Genomic DNA, 17,102 nt, shown 5'->3' with positions numbered 1-17,102 from the left:
TGATCGGATCTCACGCCGCGGCAGTCAACGCCTCGCCGATCCGCTTGGCCATCAGTGGCGGCACCGCGTTTCCGACCTGTCGTGCCTTCGACGTCAACGTCCCCGCGAAGCGGAAATCGGGAGGGAAGGTTTGCAGGCAGGCGGCTTCGCGCACGCTGATGGCGCGGTGCTGCTCGGGGTGCCCGAACCGCCCGTTGGAGTAGGAGATGCAGCGGGTCGTCAGTCCGGACGCCGCACGGTCCCACCACATCCGGCCGTAGGTGTCGGTGTGACCGCCGTGTTCGGTATGGCATGGCAGGACCAACTCCTTGGCCCAATTGCGACGGTCGCCGCCTTCCGGTGTGGAGCGGATCCGCAACTTGTTCATCTCCGACAGGCGCATGGTCGCGTGATCAGGATCGTCCGGGTGCACCTCACCGTCGCGGATCGGCGGCAGCATTCCGATCGCCTGCCGCACGGTGCTCGCGGGCTTGCCCCCGACAACATCGTGGGTGGCCGAGGGCAACGCGGACTCGCCGACTCGCGAGGCGACGATCACCAACCGCTTGCGCTCTTGCGGCACACCGAGTTCGAGTGCGCGCACGATGTCGAATTCCGCCGCGTAGCCCGCCTTGGCGAGGGCCTTCATGAAGTCCTCGAGCGGCCCACCCTTCTTCGGGTTCTGCAACCCGGGCACATTCTCGACGACCACGAACTCCGGTCGCAACTTCGTCACGAATCGACTGAATTCATAGAGGAGATTTCGTCGAGGATCCTGCGCGGTCGTGGTCTTGTTCTGGCGTGAGAACGGCTGACACGGCGCACATCCGGCGAACAGGGTCGGCCCATCGGGCATCAACTCTCGCACCTGATCGACATCGACCTGCCGAATATCGGATTCGATGAAGGCGGCACCGCGAAAATTGTTCCGGAACGTCTCCGCGGAATCATGATCGAAATCGATTCCGGCCACAATATTCATGCCCGCGTCTTTGAACCCCTGGCTTGTTCCACCGCAGCCCGAGAAGAAGTCGATCACCGAAACGTCTTTCGGATCCATTACAAACTCCCGATGAACTCGTCGACGATGCTGCGGATTTCGGTCATTGTCGCACAGTCGGGCTCGACGCGTCGAAGTGCCTGCAGCTGGAACGTGTGGATTGTGTCGCCGTCGGACTGGCCTGTCTGGGCGTCGGTGTACTCGCGCCAGGAGTCCTTGCCGTTCGTCGACGCGGTGGTCAGGGCTGGTCGCTGCGGGACCTTGACCCGGTAGTCCCAGAGGAACTTCTCGGGTGTCCAGCACGGGAGGAAGTCGACGAACCGGCGCCGCCACTCCAACACGCACCGCACCGAATCGGCACGGTGTATCGCGCTTCCCGGGTCGGAGGCGCTGAACGGCAGTTGGGGGAGGTCTTTGAAGGTCTGGCAGATCTCGGCTTCGAGGTCGTCGGGTGGGATCTGCTCGATCGGTCGGGGGGAATCGATCCGCTGGTCGCCGTCCAGCAGCAAGAGCAGGTCGGTTCGCTTCTCCTGGGCCCACATCGGCACGTAGTAGGTCCACAGTGTGGAGGCCCCGCCCGGCAGGAACTTGACCTCAACGGCATCGCGACGAGGGTGCCCTTCGAGGGCCTGTTCGACCAGTTCGGCCGCGAGGCGATCCTCGACGACGATGGTCGGGTGCTCGTAGTGCGCCCCGATCGCGTCGAAGGCGAACTGCGGTGCGGAGTCCTGCACCGGCAGATCGACCTTGCCGTCGGCGGCTCGCATGGTCAGCACCTTCACCGCCGTCGGCGGCAGCTCGCGAATCATCTCCGACGAGTGGGTGGCGAACACGATCTGATGCTTGTGCCGCTTCGCGACGTCGGTGAGGTAGTTGACCACCTGGCGCTGGGCATAGGGATGCAGCGATACCTCCGGCTCGTCCAGCAGAATCAGCGACTTCTCCTGTGCTCCGCTGATCCGGTGCACGAGCAGGACCACCGCGTATTCGCCGCTGCCCGCGAAAGCCTCCGAATATTTCAAGCCTTCCTTCGATTCGAGAATGACTGTCCAGCCGCCGGGTCGCCCGAAGTAGCGGTGTTGGATGAGTCGAATCCGTGAGTACTTCTTTCCGATGATCCGCTCGACCCATTCTCGCTGCTTGTCCGGCATGTCCAGCAGTGGGTGCATTATTCGTTCGAGCTTGTACCAATTGTCCGACGACAGCGACTCGGTGAGTGCTTTCGACAGTTGCGAGGTCCTGCTGCGCAACAATCGCTTCCGCGCGTTGACAAGGTTCAATTCTTCTTGTGGAGTTCCGATCTCGAACTGTACATCCGCGTGATTCATAGCCCAGTCGAACGCGGACAGCTGCGCTCGGAAGTCCAGATAGAGGACATCCTTCGAAATCGTCGACCACCGGGTCTTCGACGCGTCACCATCCTTGGTAGGGACACTTCGCAGGAATCGGTCCATGTTGTCCGGCGCACCTGTCAGCGGACGACTCGGCTCGAAGAGGTCGGGATCGGCGACCGGTCCCGTTCTGGAATCGCGACGACGGCCGATGCGCGTCTTGATGACCTCCACGATGCCGTCGGTGCTCGGCGAATAGCGCCCGTAGATGAATCGGTGCCGCTCGCCGGGTGGGATCTCGTCGACGGCGGTACCGAACCAGTACTTTCCGAGGTCGTTTCCCCGTGGGCTGCCCTGCAGGGCCCGCAGGATCGCGGACTTGTTCGACCCGTTGGGCCCCGTGATCGCGGTGATGGGGTGTTTGAACTCGATCGTGAGGTTCGTGGACAGGTTTCTGAACAGGGGGAACCGGATGTGGCGGATCGCGGGTTCGAATGCGTGGCCCTGCCACATCTTCCCGAGAGTGTCGTGGTCGGCTCCGTGCATAACTGTCCCCCTGATGTCGGTGTCGGATGAACTGTTCGCGTGGCGACGATGTCGCGGTGCCAGCGAACTTACACCGCCGATCACCACTCGCAACAGGGCGTTCGCGATTCATCGCTGTCGTGAAAGTTGTTGTCCTACTGCCAATTCGGATTTCACAGGCGGCTTCGTCCAACCCGCTGGGAGGGGGGAGGCGAAGGGAGTGCAGGGGTACCCCGGTACCGCGAGGCACGGGTGCACCCATGACGCGAGGTCCGCCGGTCGGTCATCGCTACGGTCGTTTCGGTGATGCACGCCCGCCGGGCATTACTCGGCAGGGCCGGGACTGGGATTCTGCACAGGGTCGGGAACGCCCAGGGGAGCCTACGGTGGGGGCCGTCCGAGTCCGCCTTTACCGGCCGACCCTGTGTCATCGGAATGGTTGCAGCGGCCGCTCTGACGGGCGACGACTGCGCGAGTAAGGCGCATCACCCGCACAACTCGCCCGGGCGCACATCGTGAACCCACCCTTCGGCGTCTGGTTCGCGGCGAGCACTTCCGGGGACACGTATCGCGTTGGCACCCAATCGGTCATGGTCCCCAGTGTGCCCAGTGACGCCGACGCGGCCTTGCCCTGGGCGCTATCCTTACAGCGATGGGGATCGAACCAGATCACACTCCGCACAGCCTGATTCGAACGACGCGCCTCACCTCGCTCGAATTGTGCGCCGGTGCGGGCGGACTCGCGCTCGGATTGGAACAGGCGGGCTTCGACCCCGTCCTTCTACTCGACAACCGCGATGTGGCGTGCGAGACGCTGCGAGCGAACCGCCCCGGCTGGAACGTGCTGCACAAAGACCTGCTCCGGTTCGAACCCAGGTCCGATCTGCCTGCGCACCACGAGATAGACGTTCTCGCCGCCGGGCTGCCGCGGGTGAAATCGGCGGCGACAGCCTCGCGGCCGAGGGGCAGCGGCTGGGAGCTCGAACTCTTCGAGACGACCGCACGGCTGACGGCGGAATTGCGACCACGCGCCTTGCTGCTCGAAAATGTTCCTGACCTGCTGAAACGGGACGAGTACGAGTCGAGTCGGGCCCGCGTGGCCAAGTATCTCGACGACGCGGGGTACGAGTGCTGTTGGTTGCTGGTCGATGCCTGCGACTTCGGCGTCCCGCAGCACCGCGAGTACGCGGTCATGGTCGCCTTCCGTGACGGCGGGGTCGAGGACTTCACCACGAACCTGCGCCCGACACCGCCCGCGCTCGGCATGACCGTCGGCGCGGTTCTGCGTGGCTCGATGGGTGCGCGCGGCTGGCCGCAGGCAACCGAATGGGCAGCACAGGCGGACGGGATCTCGCCGACGATCGTCGGAGGTTCATGGGATCGCGGTGGCGGTGACCTGGGTCCGCAGGGCTCGGTCCGCGCATGGGCGAAGTTCGGGGTCAACGGTCGCGCGCTCGCCGACGAGGTGCCGTCGGCCGACTTCGTCTGGAATCCCTCGCAGGGTGTCGACCACATGCTGAAACTCACCGTCGACCAGGTCGCGGCCCTGCAGGGATTCCCGCCGTACTGGACCTTCGAGGGACGAAAGACCGCGCGATATCGCCAGGTCGGCAATGCCACACCGCCCCCGTTCGCGCACGCTCTGGGAGCGGCGTTGAAGACGGCCCTGTCCGCCCGCTGACTGCCGGTGTCACGGGCCCCGCGCGCCGGCTAAGATCTCGTGTCATGCCCACTGACCACGAGCCGACGCTCCCACGCCGAGCGGACATGGTCGACCTGTTCGCCGGACCGGGTGGGCTCGACGTGGCCGCGCGGTGGTTGGGTTTGGATGTCTACGGGTTCGAGTGGGACCGCAACGCCTGTATGACCAGGGGTGCCGCGGGCTTGAACGATCAGCCGCACGACGTGCGCGACTTCGGCCCGGCGGATGTGCCGGGCGCCTGGATTCTCGCGGGCGGTCCGCCATGCCAGACCTTCACTGTCGCGGGATCCGGCGCGGGACGGAGAGCTCTGGACGAGGTGCTGGGCTTCGTCGACCGCATGGCCGCGAACGACGACGTGAGAGCAGACCTGGCCGGGCTGGAGGATGAGCGAACAGGGCTGGTGCTGGAGCCGCTCAGGTGGGCGCTGGAAGCGCACCGTCGCGGAGATCCGTACAAATTCATCGTGCTGGAACAGGTTCCGGCCGTGCTGCCTATTTGGCAACGGATGCGCGACGTCCTGACAGGGATCGGCTATGAGGCCACCGCCCGCGTCCTGCGCACCGAGCAGTACGGCGTTCCGCAAACGCGCAAACGCGCCATCCTCGTCGCGAGTCGCGTATCCGATCCCGAGTTGCCGGACGCCACGCATCGCCCCTATCGAAAGGGCGTCGACCGGACGCAGGGCAAAGCGACACAGTTGCCATGGGAGACGATGGGCGATGCCCTGAACCGCGGCTACGACTTCCAGGTCATCTCCAACTACGGCACGGGTGGCGACCCCAAACTGCGCGGCCGTCGGAGTTCGCGGCAACCCTCGGCAACCATCACCGGGAAGGTCTCGCGCAACCAGATCGTCGACAGCACCGGTTCCCCCTGCTCGCGGTTCAGCCTGGCCGAGGCGGGCCGCCTACAGACCTTTCCGCTCGACTACCCCTGGTCGGGCAGCGACATCGCCCAGCAGATCGGCAACGCCATTCCACCCGTGTTGGCACTGCATGTGCTTTCGGCGGCGTTGGGTTTCAGCGTGGACCCCGAGGAGGCGACGAAGGTGCTAGACCGCCCGTGGCTGGATACGCGTGATTCAGCCCCCCTCGACTACTCCCAGCACATGAACCATCTCTTCGTCTGACCTGTAGCGAAGCCGTCCTGCCCGCCGATGACACACATCGGCCAGGTAACAACTTTCGTTCCCGTTCGGAATGTTCAGGCGGAATCGATACTGTTACCCCGTGCGGGGGAGTGAGACCTCCTATCGCCGACTGATGGGTGGTGCGCAAGTGGGAGGTGTCGAAATGACGACGAGCGAGTGGGTGCCGGACCGTGCTCTCATTGCGGAGCTCGAGGGCCTGTTCGCGCGGGCAATAGACTCGTATAGGGCGAACCCGAACCTGGTTGCGGAGCATGCGAACCATGAGGAGTCGATCAGGGTTGGCGGGTACGCGAACCGGACACTGCTCGAGCTCGTGCAGAATGCGGCTGACGCCATGGCAGGGATGCATGCTGCTTCCAGCACCGACGGTCGCGTCGAGATCGTTCTTGATCTACACAGCGGCACGCTCTATTGCGCCAATGCGGGGCGCCCGTTCTCTGGTACAGGCCTGACGGCACTTGCCCATGCGCATCTCAGCGGCAAGCGGGGCGATGAGATCGGCCGCTTCGGGCTCGGATTCAAGTCGGTCCTCGCAGTGACCGACAAGCCGCAGGTGTTCAGCCGGTCCGTTTCGTTCGAGTTCAACTCGATCGAGGCGAACCGAGCACTGGAGGGTGTCGGAAGTGTCGCGAAGAGGCTTCCCGTTCTTCGTACTGCGACCCAGATTCCGGATGTCGATGGGGAATTCGCGAAGGACCCGATTCTCAATGAGCTTTCACAGTGGGCGGCGACGGTGGTCAAGTTGCCGAATGTACGCAAGCTGGCTGGCCTAAGTAAGGAGATCGAGGGGTTCCGGTCGGAGTTCCTGCTGTTCGTCGAAGCCGTTCGTGAGGTACACCTGCGTGTGGTGGGCCCAGGCGACGAATTCGCAACCAGCCATATCTCGCGCACACTTGGCAACGGAAAATTCCAGATCGAAAGGCCCGACGGCAAGGACACTGTTTGGCATGTCGAAAGCGAAATGCACTCACCCAGTGTTGAAGCCCGGCGTGAGGTAGGTGAAGCGGTCTCACGTGAGAAGGTCAAGGTGACAGTCGCGATGCCTGAGCGCTACGCCGACCGCCAGACCGGCGAGTTCTGGTCCTACTTCCCTCTCCAAGACGAGACCACTGCATCGGCGCTCTTCAATGCTCCTTGGAGCGTGAACGATGATCGTACTACGTTGCTGAAGAACCAGTACAACAGAGAGATCGTGCTGACGCTCTCGAAGATGTTCGTCGACCTGTTGCCTCGGGTGGTCCAGGTCGATGATCCCGCAGCCCACCTGGACTACATGCCTGCCCGTGGACGAGAGATTCTGTCGTTCGGTGACGACCTGCTCTCGGCTCACGTTCCCAAGCTCGCGGCACAGTCTTGCCTGGTGCCGGACGGCAAGGGACGGCTCTGTCTACCTGATGAACTGGTGCCGTTGAGCTTCTTCGTACCGGATGTCGCGAGTCGGGATCACGAGGCCTGGATCAAATCGCCATGCACTGGCGACGATGTTCCTCATTGGCGCTGTTACTCGACTCCTCGCCGTTTCGCGCGACTCCGTCAGATGTACGCGTTCAGCGTGGAGCCTGAGCGTGTTGAAATTCAGAGTCGTGATGAGAACAAGGCCCTCGAGCAAGTGCAGGTGCGGGGGATCCGGTCGTGGCTCCGGGAGTGGGCTGCGGGAGACGTGCGTTCGGCTGCTCGCGCGCTCGACTTTGTTCGTCTACATCCCAACATCGAAGGAATCCGACGGGCCAATATCATTCCGACAACTGATGGGCTCAAAGCGTTGGGAGACGGGGCGCAAGTCTTCCTCAAACGGGTGGACGACATCGAGTTCGAGGGATCGAGTTTCGTCCTTCCGGAATTCCTGGCTATCGGTGGGATCGAGAAAATCCTTAGAGAGCAGGGATTTCGTGACCTTGACCCAGTGGCAATCCTCCATGCCCGGATCGACAAGCTGTCGCCGACTGCGGGTGTCGAGGACCATGAGAAGTTCTGGGATGCTGTGCTGGACATTCGCCTGGAGGAAGCATCGCGAATCGTGCAGCAGAAGGACAAAGGCAACCTCAAAGTACCGACAGTAGACGGAGGCTGGGCTACTCCTGGAAGTGTCTTCGACATTGACGGTCTAAGTGCTGGCCTCGGCAATCGAAGGCTGGACCGCGACCGATGTGTCTTTGAGGTCGCGCGTGCTGCAGGCGTCATCCACAAGCCAACCCACGATTACCCGCTCGAGGACGAGGTCTGCGCAGATCAATACCACGACTTCGTGCTCGCTCATCTGAACAGCAGGCTCGGTTCTGGAGAACGTCCCGTCGAGAGAATCGAGTTCGACCAGTACCTTGGTGCAGGGCCGTTCTCGGCTTTGTTGCTGATGGCAAAATCAGGCGCGCCGGAATCAATACGGGCCGAGTGGACAAGCAAACTGCTCGAACTAGACGAGGATCCCGTCTGGACCTGCGAGGATATCGACGCTCAGCGACCGAGAAAGGTTCCGTCTCCGGTGCGCTGGGCAGTCACCATGGCGGGGCTCGTCATTTCATCGCAAGGCTCACTGCCCCCGTCACAGGTGGTTTCGGCTTCGCTGCTGGAGTTCCAGGACTTTCTCCCGCTGTACCAGGGCTCTCGATCTGTCGAGGACAAGCTCGACCTTCCACGCGATATTGCCGACGTGCCTGCAGATGTTCTTCGCGAGGCACTGAGCCAGGACATCTTCAAGCCGGGCGTCAAAGACGTGGCCCTGGCATCGTTCGTCCTGAAAGCTAGCAGGATCGCTTATGTTGACGGCCACCCGAATCAGATCCCTGCGCGGGTCGGTCGTGCGGTTGAGGGTCGTAGACCTGGGATGGTGTACCTGGCAACCAACAACGAACAGCAGTTACTACTGAGTCAGAAGCAGAAACCCCACCTTCGCGTCGAGGAGACGGACGTCGACGATTTCGTCGCGATTGTCGGATGCAAGCGGTTCGAAGACAGTTTTGCATTTTCCACGATTGTCGAGGGGCGACAGGATGCTGACCCAGTTGTCGATCTCTACCCTGGTCTACAGGAATCATGGCTTTTCGACTCCGGGAAGCTGGTCCACGCGATGGTTGCCCGGGCGCTGTACATCGCAAAGCGAGTGACAACCGAAGATGGTGTCGAGGATCGGCCTTTGTCTTGGCACCTCGATGGTTTGACTCTAGTGGTACCCAATGAGCTGAGCGAGCGTCAGGTCCTCGAAACGGTCAACACAGCCTTTGAACTCGGACTTTCCAACGCGGACCTCAACAACGTTGAACAGGTGGCTCTGGACCAGCGACTGGAAGAGGGGCGCCAGCAGGCGCGCGCGGCCACAAATGATGCTGAGCGACTCGAAGTCTTCTTCGGTGAAGACACTCTGAAGGAGAACCTGCCGCGTGGCCTGTGGCAGGCGCTCGAGGCGCAGAACCTTGTCGACAATTCATCGTCGGTCGCTGAGCTCTTCCTTACCGTGTATGGCAGCGACTCCGTCAAACAGCTAGCTGAACAGTTCCGTCTCGAGGGCTACCCGGACGTCCCGACCGGGTGGACCGGAGGTGGAAAGACGATCGACTGGCTTCGTAAGATGGGGTTCGGCACCAAATACGCGGGACGTAAAGAAGAGCGACAGCCGGAAGAGTTCATCGTTCCGGGTGCCGTGAAGTTGAACGGCCTGCACAAGTACCAGAAACAGATCAGCGAGGACCTTCGAAGTGTTCTCACTCAACGCTCCGACAAGGGGCTGGCACAGAAAGCCATGGTCGAGCTTCCGACCGGCGCAGGAAAGACTCGCGTAGCCACACAGACGGTGCTGAAACTGTTCCAGGACGAGGTCATGAGCGGGACGGTCCTGTGGATCGCGCAATCCGTCGAGCTGTGCGAGCAGGCTGTTCAGACCTTCATCACAGTCTGGCGCTACCTCGCTGATGAACGTCCACTGTCAATTGGACGTCTATGGGAGGGGAACGCCATCCATGAACCGGATACCGAGGTCAGCATTGTCGTCGCCACGGATGCCAAGCTTGAGGTGATTCTGCACCAGCCCGAATACCAATGGCTCCGTCATGTACAAGCTGTGTTTGTTGATGAAGCGCATCGAGCTGGAAGCTCCAAGCGGTACAGGCAGATCTTTAGTTGGCTGGGTGTAGATGGACACAACTGGGAGCGTCCTCTCGTCGGGCTGTCAGCGACGCCGTTCAAAGGTCGGGCCGAGGACGGCCAGCAGACCAAGGAGCTTGCCGGTAGATTCGGTAACAAAAAGCTAGTCGCCTTCGAAGTCGATGCATATAGCCAGCTGCAGAAACTTGGCGTTCTCGCCAAGGTCAAACATGAGGTGCTGCCTGGCGTCGAGGTCGTGCTGAGCGAAGGAGAGCTGCGCGAGATCCAGGACAAACGCAAGGTTGATCGACCCCTCCTCGAACGTATCGGTCGAGATCAGGCACGAATGAGAGTGCTGGTCGATCACATCCTGTCGCAGGACAACGATTGGCCGATCTTGGTCTTCATGCCGAGTATCCTTTCCGCACAGGTGCTTGCAGCAACACTGCGGTACCGGGGGGTCAAAGCTGCAGCAGTCAGTGGGCAGACGGGACGCCAGGAGAGGCGAGACGTGATCAAGCGGTTCAAGGACGGGGAGATTCGCATTCTTACCAATTGTGACCTGCTGGTCCAGGGTTTCGACGCTCCAGGTGTCCGCGCGCTCTACATCGCGCGCCCCACGTTCAGCCCCGGTTCCTACATCCAAATGGCTGGACGTGGTTTGCGTGGCACAGAGAACGGCGGCAAGGAGGAGTGCCTCATCGTCGATGTCGCAGACAATTTCGGAGCGGTCAACGACTTCCTCAGCTACCGCGAGTATGAGGATCTGTGGAAGGAACAGAACGCGTGATCCTGGTTCCTAGTCTCAGGGATATCGAGACATCGAGCACCAGTCGTGGAGAAACCCTCGTTGCGAGGCTCTTGCAGCAGGTTGAGGGACCCAGAGACGCAGTGGCATTTCACTCCGTCAAGCTTCGTAGTCACTCGGTTAAGCAACAGGCAGAAGCTGATTTCGTCCTGTTGTGGAATGGCGTTATCATCGTTTTGGAAGTCAAGGGCGGTGGCGTGCGCAAATATGAGGGCACCTGGTACAGCATCGACCGCCGCGGCGATTGGCACAAGCTTCGGGAGTCGCCCATGCAGCAGGCACAGACTGCGACATTCGCCCTGCGGGACATTCTCGACGAGGAGAAGGCCGGCTGGTTTGCGCACGAAGCTGTCGTTGTCACTCCTGACATCGACGCGCCTCCGTTGTCCGTGGAGTGGAAGAGCAGCCACTGGTGGGCGAAGGAAACCATGAGTGTCGCTGGCATCACAACGGCAATCAAGTCCGTGGCCGAGGGTGCGCGCAAGGCTCCACCGCGGCAGAAGATTGCGAGTTCGGATGCTCTGCGCGATCGTCTCTTTGGTGAGTTCAGTCGTCTTCCTGCCATTGATGCTCAGCGTGGTGCTCTTATTGAGGAGCAGAACCGGGCGACCGAGGGTCAGGCACAGGTGCTTTCAGCACTCGCGATGAACCCGCGCATGCTGGTTTTCGGCGGAGCGGGTACCGGTAAGTCTCTCATTCTCGCCGAGGCGGCGAGGCAGGAGGCAGGTGAGGGAAACGCAGTGCTGATTACCTTCCGATCGCCAGCTCTGATTCGGTTTTTCGGCCCTCTAATCGAAGGTTGGGGTATCGACCTGATACCTTTCGCAGACCTCGCGAACGGTAAGCAGTACGACGTCGTCTTCGTTGACGAGGCACAAGACCTCATGAATGCGGACGGCATGGATGCACTGGACCAGGTGATTCGAGGCGGACGCGCAGGCGGGCGCTGGAGGATGTTCCTGGACCCGAACAATCAAGCCCACGTCGATGGGGAGTTCGACCGTGACGTGTGCGAACTGGTCAAGATCGAGGCGACTCAGCTCCATCTTAAGAAGAACGTACGAAACACCCGCGCGATCGTCCACATTGTGCAGGAATACTTGGGTGCTGACGTGGGGGACCCGGGCATCGTCAATGGCGAGAAAGTGCACTGGCACAACGTTGACGGAGAAGCTGACGTAACGGCTGCAGAGAACATTTCCAAAGTATTGGTCAGCGATGGGGTACGGCGGGACGACATCTGGATCATTGATGTCTGCTCAGATGCAGTACCACGGTTGGGAGATGCAAAGTTCGTCGTCACCTCGCCGCGCCACTCCAAGGGACTCGAAGCTGAACACGTCGTGGTATGTGGCCTTCCGGAGCTCGACGATCGAGGCATCGCAGCCTTCTATGTGTCAGTGACCCGTGCGCGAGTGACTCTGCACATACTTGTCTCCGCAGAGGACAGGAAACGACTACAAGGCCTTGTCCGGAAGCGGGCCGGGAAATGAATCTCACCGGAGCGCAACAGGACGCCCTCGACCATCTCAGGGACTCCTATGTAGGGCCGGAGGCGGGTGCTCATGAGATCGTCCGCAATCTTCCGCACAAACAGTATGCGGTCGGCATGCTATTTCCGCGGGAAGGGAAACCGAGCAGCGGCGAAGGGCGAGGACAAGAAGTTGAAGATACTGAGGCAGACGTCATTGATGGAGACGTCGAAGAGTCCGGAGCTGCTATTCCTCTCGCAGAGGACTGGCGCCCGTCGTCGGTAGCGATCTCTTTCATCACTGATGCCGATACGGTGAGCGTCGACTTCGCCTGCGGGACATATGCCAAGGTCGAAAGTGACGGTCCACCACGGTGGCAGCGAACCCCACATGCCTTCGCTGATCTTGCGCTCTCGAAGGGGACTGGTCCACACCAGATCAGCGCTGGCGACGTGCCGATGGAGATCGGCGCTCGATGGCGAGAGTTCAAGGGCGTTCAGCTTGTGACGGTGCATGTCCGCGTGCTGACGTGGGCAACCGATGATGAGAAGCGCGACGTGCAACTGATGGTGTTCCAAACAGGCCTTTCAGTGTGCGTGACACGGGGCCACATCCTGGAGTACGACACATCTCGGGCGTTCGATGCCGATCCCGAGGCCGCAGAACTACGTGTCCGCTACCGGGACCGTAAGGTGTTCGCGGTCGGTCACGGTATGGCCGCCGACTGGCAACTCGGTGACGAGGGCTGTACCCGAGTATCACTCGATCCGGTTCCGGCTTTTGTTGTCCCCGCGGTCGAGACGACAGGCTTCGATGCGGCGAGTGTAGAAGCCCAAGCCCTGGAATTGCGGTTTCTCGCTTCCATTGGTGAAAGCCCTGAGGCCGTGCTCGGTTCGCTGGATGCATTTGTCGTAGCATTCGCACAATGGAGCAACGAGCAGAGCGGGCGGGTAGAAGAATTCGGGCGTGATGCCCCGGTTGCACGTCGTATCGTCGAACGGTCCGAGCGTGCTGCTGTGCGAATGATGCAGGGCGTCGAACTTCTGAGGGATCCTCGACAGGTTCAGGTGCGCACCGCCTTTGCGCTTGGTATGACAGCCATGCGGCTCCAGATGCGCCAAGGGGAGAAGGCACGCGGACAGGATCCACGCGAGCCTCACTGGCGTCCGTTCCAACTCGGCTTTCTACTCGTGGCGCTGGCCTCCACTGTCAACCCTGAACACGACGACCGGGACCTGGTCGACCTCATCTGGTTCCCCACCGGTGGCGGCAAGACCGAGGCGTATCTGGGTCTTGCATCAATCGAGATTTTCCGTAGACGGCTCGTTCACGGATTGGCTGGAGGCGGTACTGCTATCCTGACCAGGTATACCCTTCGCCTGCTGACGTCGCAGCAGTTCCAACGTGCTGCTGCCCTCGTCTGTGCCATGGAACTCATGCGTGTAGATCATCCGTGTGTGAATGGCATGTCGCCCTTTTCGATCGGGCTGTGGGTGGGCAATGAAGTGACCCCGGGAACCCGCCGAAATGCGCTGGCATCCCTCGATCGGCTGACCAAGGCAGCGCGCCCTGAGGAGGCCAACGAGTTTCAAGTCGAGAGCTGTCCCTGGTGTCAAACCTCTCTGGTGCCAAACCATCGGAGCAATAAACCGTCCGACTATGGCGTTCGGCGGGAGGGTAATGGCACAGTTCTGTACTGTCTGAACGCGGAGTGCGAGTTCCACGACCGGCTTCCCCTTGAGGTTGTCGATGAGGCCATCTATGACGATCCGCCGACGATCCTGCTCGCGACAGTTGACAAATTTGCGCGACTCCAATTCAAGCCCGAAGCAGGGCGGCTCCTTGGTATCGGTACGACTTTTAAACAACCATCGATGATTATCCAGGATGAGCTGCACCTTCTGTCGGGCCCGCTCGGCACGACGGTGGCCGTCTTCGATGCGGTAATCCAGGTGCTGCTCAGCCGCTCCGGTACGACTCCGAAGATCGTTGCCTCGACAGCCACCATCAGAGCCTCCGACGACCAGGTGCAAGGACTGTACGGGCGAAAGGTAGCTCTCTACCCGCCGTCTGGACTCGACGATGACCGGACGTTCTTCTCTCGGCCTGTTCCAAATGGAGAAGGGCGCCTGTACGTCGGTTTGATGCCGCAGTCCGTGTCGCAACCGTCTGCGGTAATTTCTGCAGTCACACCATTGTTCGAATTGCCTCATGTGCTGGCGCGAAACGGCGAAGTGACGCCCACTATGGACGCCTATTGGACTGTGGTTCTGTATCACAACAGCCTCCGGGAATTGGGACGGACCAGCACCCTTGTTGTCGATGACGTCAATGGCCGTCTCGACCCGAGAGCCGAGCGGCTCGGCATTCCATTCCGGCAGGTCAGGGCAGGCAAGGTTCTCGAATTGACCAGCAGGCGCGGTGCGGAGGAACTGCCCAAGGATCTCCGCGCATTGCGAACGCGAGTTGACGAGTCTGACGATGCTGTGGATGTCGTGCTTTCCTCGAATATGCTCTCTGTGGGAATTGATATTCCGCGCCTGGCAGCGATGTTGATGGTTGGACAACCCAAAACCACAGCGGAGTACATCCAGGCCACAAGCCGCGTCGGACGAGGCGATGTCCGTGGCGTCGTCGTGACGTTGTTCCGTTCGAGCAGAGCGAGGGATCGCTCCCACTTCGAAACTTTCCGCGGCTACCACGAAGCGCTCTACCGCAGCGTTGAACCGACTAGCGTGACCCCATGGTCGTTGGCCTCACGAGACCGTTCCCTCGCCGGAGCCTTGGTCGCGTTGCTGCGACAAACGATCCCTCCGTTGGCTCCCAACGACGGTGCCGTCCGGTTTGACCTCGAGGACAACCGATTCCGCCAGGCGGTGGAGCGGTCTGTGGGGAACTTCCTTTCCTACGTACGCAAATCCGAGTCGCTCGAGCTCCAAGAGACCGAAGACACGGTCTGGAGACTTCTGCGCGACTGGGACCGACGGGCTGATCGAGCGCGGGAAGAGAAGAAGGGACTCGAGTACGAGCACCGTTCAAAATCTGAGGCGGGCGCCTTACTCAAGAGGTTTGGGGATTCCGGGGAAGGTTGGCTAGTGGGTGACTCAATGCGGTCTGTCGAACCGAATGTGGCCGTCGCGGTTCAGGAACCGCAAGAGGAGGTGCTTCGTGGAGAAGATCATGCATGATCTCAGACTTTCTGAGACGATCACGCCGTTCGGCGTAGGAGCGATTACTGATATCCGCGGGGAGTCCCTCATGGCTCCTGACACATCCTGGTGGGATACCAGGTTCGCGCAGGAAGTTGTCTGTGAGCGCCTCATCGCAAGGCTTGGGGCAGGTGTCCTCAGACAACCTCCTACACATTCTGGACGTGTAGGCAAGGACACGGCCTCACTTCTTTACTGGAGGTTTCCGGCGTGGCGCTTCTGCGAACGATGCGGCAAGCTCTCGAAGCTCACCGGGCGTAAGAAAGGGAAGTGGGACAACCACTGCGAGTGCGGTGGACTGCTTGTTCCAATGAGGTTCGTCGCCATCTGTGCGAAGGGCAGCCACATCCAGGACATTCCCTGGTTCCAGTGGGTTCACCGCGGGCGAGAGGCAGAGTTGAACGAAGCCATACGGGTCTGCCGTGCCTACACGGAGTTGCGGTTCCGCAAGATTGCTTCACATGGTGAAGGCTTGGGATCGCTGATCGTCACCTGTCATGGATGCGGAAACTCTCGTTCGTTTGCCGAGCTTGTCGGCAAGGGATCCCTCGGTCGTGACGGTATCCGGTGTAGCAGCCGCCAGCCATGGGAGCCCGAAAACGCGGTGGACAGGAAGCCGTGTCCGCACCCTCTTGTCGGGGTGCAGCGAGGAGCAACCGGCAACTACATCGCGGAGCGAATTTCGGCACTCGACATCCCAGAGGAACGACCACAGTCAGCCGAGGTCGCAGAAAAGATCCGAGGACACGTCTACTTCGCGAAGATCATCGCTGACAATGGTGGACCTCAGGCCGAAATTGTGGCTGGGTGGATCGCTGAAGAGTTCGGGGTCGCTCCCGAAGCCGTTCTTGCGTTGGCCGCTGGTGAAGGCTCAACCGCCGACGAGATACTGCTCGACCTCAAGGACGGCGAGTGGGCGGCGTTCCTCAAGAAGCTGCCGAACCGGCGAGATACGAGCGGTGAAGACTTCGTTGTGGACGGCCGTTCGCTTCGGGAGACGGATGGGCCCCGAACCCTCGACATCATCACTGGCGTGGGGCAGGTCCGTCGAGTTCGAGAAGTTCGGGTACTTAGAGGTTTCCGTCGATACGACGCCGATGCGGCGCTAATCCGTGCAGATATCGGACCGAACGAGCATCGCTATCCGACCTATCCGGCGATCGAGATGTTCGGCGAAGGCATCTTCTTGCGGTTCGATGAGCAGCGGCTTTCCGATTGGGAGTCGTTGCCTGATGTTCAGGCTCGCGCGGGCATCCTCAAACGGCGTCGTGCAGGCCTCGAATGGGCAAAGAATCGATTGGATGTTCCAGAACCCCGCTACATTGCTTTACACACGATCGCCCACCTGCTTATCCGCCGGCTTGCTTTTGAGAGCGGGTATGCGTCTGCAGCCCTCCAAGAGCGCATATATGCGAGCACCGACCGCGCAGACAAGACCGCTGGCATCTTGATCTACACGGCCGCGGGCGACGCGCAGGGAACGCTTGGCGGTCTTGTCAGACTTGGTGAGCCCGAGAAGTTTATCCCGCTGCTTGTGTCGGCGCTCGAAGATGCAGACTTCTGCTCGAATGATCCAGTCTGTATCGAGAGTGACAGCCAAGGCTCGTCCCAACTGAACCTCTCGGCTTGCCACGGGTGCTCGCTCGTCAGTGAGACTTCTTGCGAGACAGCGAACCGCCTCCTTGATCGACAACTTGTGCTGGGCGGAATGGAGGTCCGTGGACTCCTCGATGGAGTGCTCGCCGAGATCAGGACAGCCGCCGCCCAGCCATGACCAGTCGGGCATCCGGCTGAACAACACGTGGGACGGGGCCGCTGCACGAAGGGTGACGGTTCACCGGATCGTGCATA

The 17,102-nt window shown here is 61.0% G+C and carries 8 protein-coding genes; 6 read left to right on the top strand and 2 right to left on the bottom strand.

All coding sequences use genetic code 11. The annotated features are described in order from the left end of the window. Nucleotides 1-10 precede the first annotated feature (10 nt). Both ACFP3H_RS17730 and ACFP3H_RS17725 read right to left on the bottom strand, forming a co-directional pair. Complete coding sequence (locus tag ACFP3H_RS17730; RefSeq protein WP_378607267.1) at nucleotides 11-1,039, bottom strand: DNA cytosine methyltransferase; 1,029 nt, start codon at nucleotides 1,037-1,039, stop codon at nucleotides 11-13. Further along, complete coding sequence (locus tag ACFP3H_RS17725) at nucleotides 1,039-2,856, bottom strand: ATP-dependent nuclease (RefSeq protein WP_378607264.1); 1,818 nt, start codon at nucleotides 2,854-2,856, stop codon at nucleotides 1,039-1,041. Before ACFP3H_RS17725 ends, ACFP3H_RS17730 begins: the two co-directional genes overlap by 1 nt. Before the next feature lie 631 nt (nucleotides 2,857-3,487). Here ACFP3H_RS17725 and ACFP3H_RS17720 point away from each other — a divergent pair. The 6 genes from ACFP3H_RS17720 (at nucleotide 3,488) to drmB (ending at nucleotide 17,025) form a co-directional block, all read left to right on the top strand. Beyond that, nucleotides 3,488-4,516 carry a DNA cytosine methyltransferase gene (locus tag ACFP3H_RS17720; protein ID WP_378607261.1) on the top strand — a complete coding sequence of 343 codons (1,029 nt, stop codon included), beginning with the start codon at nucleotides 3,488-3,490 and terminating at the stop codon, nucleotides 4,514-4,516. Between the two features lie 86 nt (nucleotides 4,517-4,602). Next, the gene (locus tag ACFP3H_RS17715) at nucleotides 4,603-5,667 is read left to right on the top strand and encodes a DNA cytosine methyltransferase (RefSeq protein WP_378607258.1); all 1,065 of its coding nucleotides are present in this window, start codon (nucleotides 4,603-4,605) and stop codon (nucleotides 5,665-5,667) included. A gap of 163 nt (nucleotides 5,668-5,830) precedes the next feature. Next, nucleotides 5,831-10,552 (top strand): sacsin N-terminal ATP-binding-like domain-containing protein, encoded by a 4,722-nt coding sequence (locus ACFP3H_RS17710; protein WP_378607255.1) that lies wholly within the window; start codon nucleotides 5,831-5,833, stop codon nucleotides 10,550-10,552. Continuing rightward, nucleotides 10,549-12,063, top strand: coding sequence for a nuclease-related domain-containing DEAD/DEAH box helicase (locus ACFP3H_RS17705; protein WP_378607252.1), 1,515 nt, complete (start codon nucleotides 10,549-10,551; stop codon nucleotides 12,061-12,063). The genes ACFP3H_RS17710 and ACFP3H_RS17705 overlap by 4 nt, the downstream gene beginning before the upstream one ends. Further along, nucleotides 12,060-15,230 carry a helicase-related protein gene (locus ACFP3H_RS17700; protein ID WP_378607249.1) on the top strand — a complete coding sequence of 1,057 codons (3,171 nt, stop codon included), beginning with the start codon at nucleotides 12,060-12,062 and terminating at the stop codon, nucleotides 15,228-15,230. Before ACFP3H_RS17705 ends, ACFP3H_RS17700 begins: the two co-directional genes overlap by 4 nt. Further along, a complete protein-coding gene (drmB, locus tag ACFP3H_RS17695; RefSeq protein ID WP_378607246.1) occupies nucleotides 15,211-17,025 on the top strand; it encodes a DrmB family protein in 1,815 nt (604 codons plus the stop codon). The genes ACFP3H_RS17700 and drmB overlap by 20 nt, the downstream gene beginning before the upstream one ends. Nucleotides 17,026-17,102 lie beyond the last annotated feature (77 nt).

The organism is Nocardia lasii, assembly GCF_042658545.1.
GTDB classification, from domain to species: domain Bacteria; phylum Actinomycetota; class Actinomycetes; order Mycobacteriales; family Mycobacteriaceae; genus Nocardia; species Nocardia lasii.
Note: the sequence above shows the minus strand (reverse complement) of the source record. Positions and strands in the feature narration are given on the sequence as shown.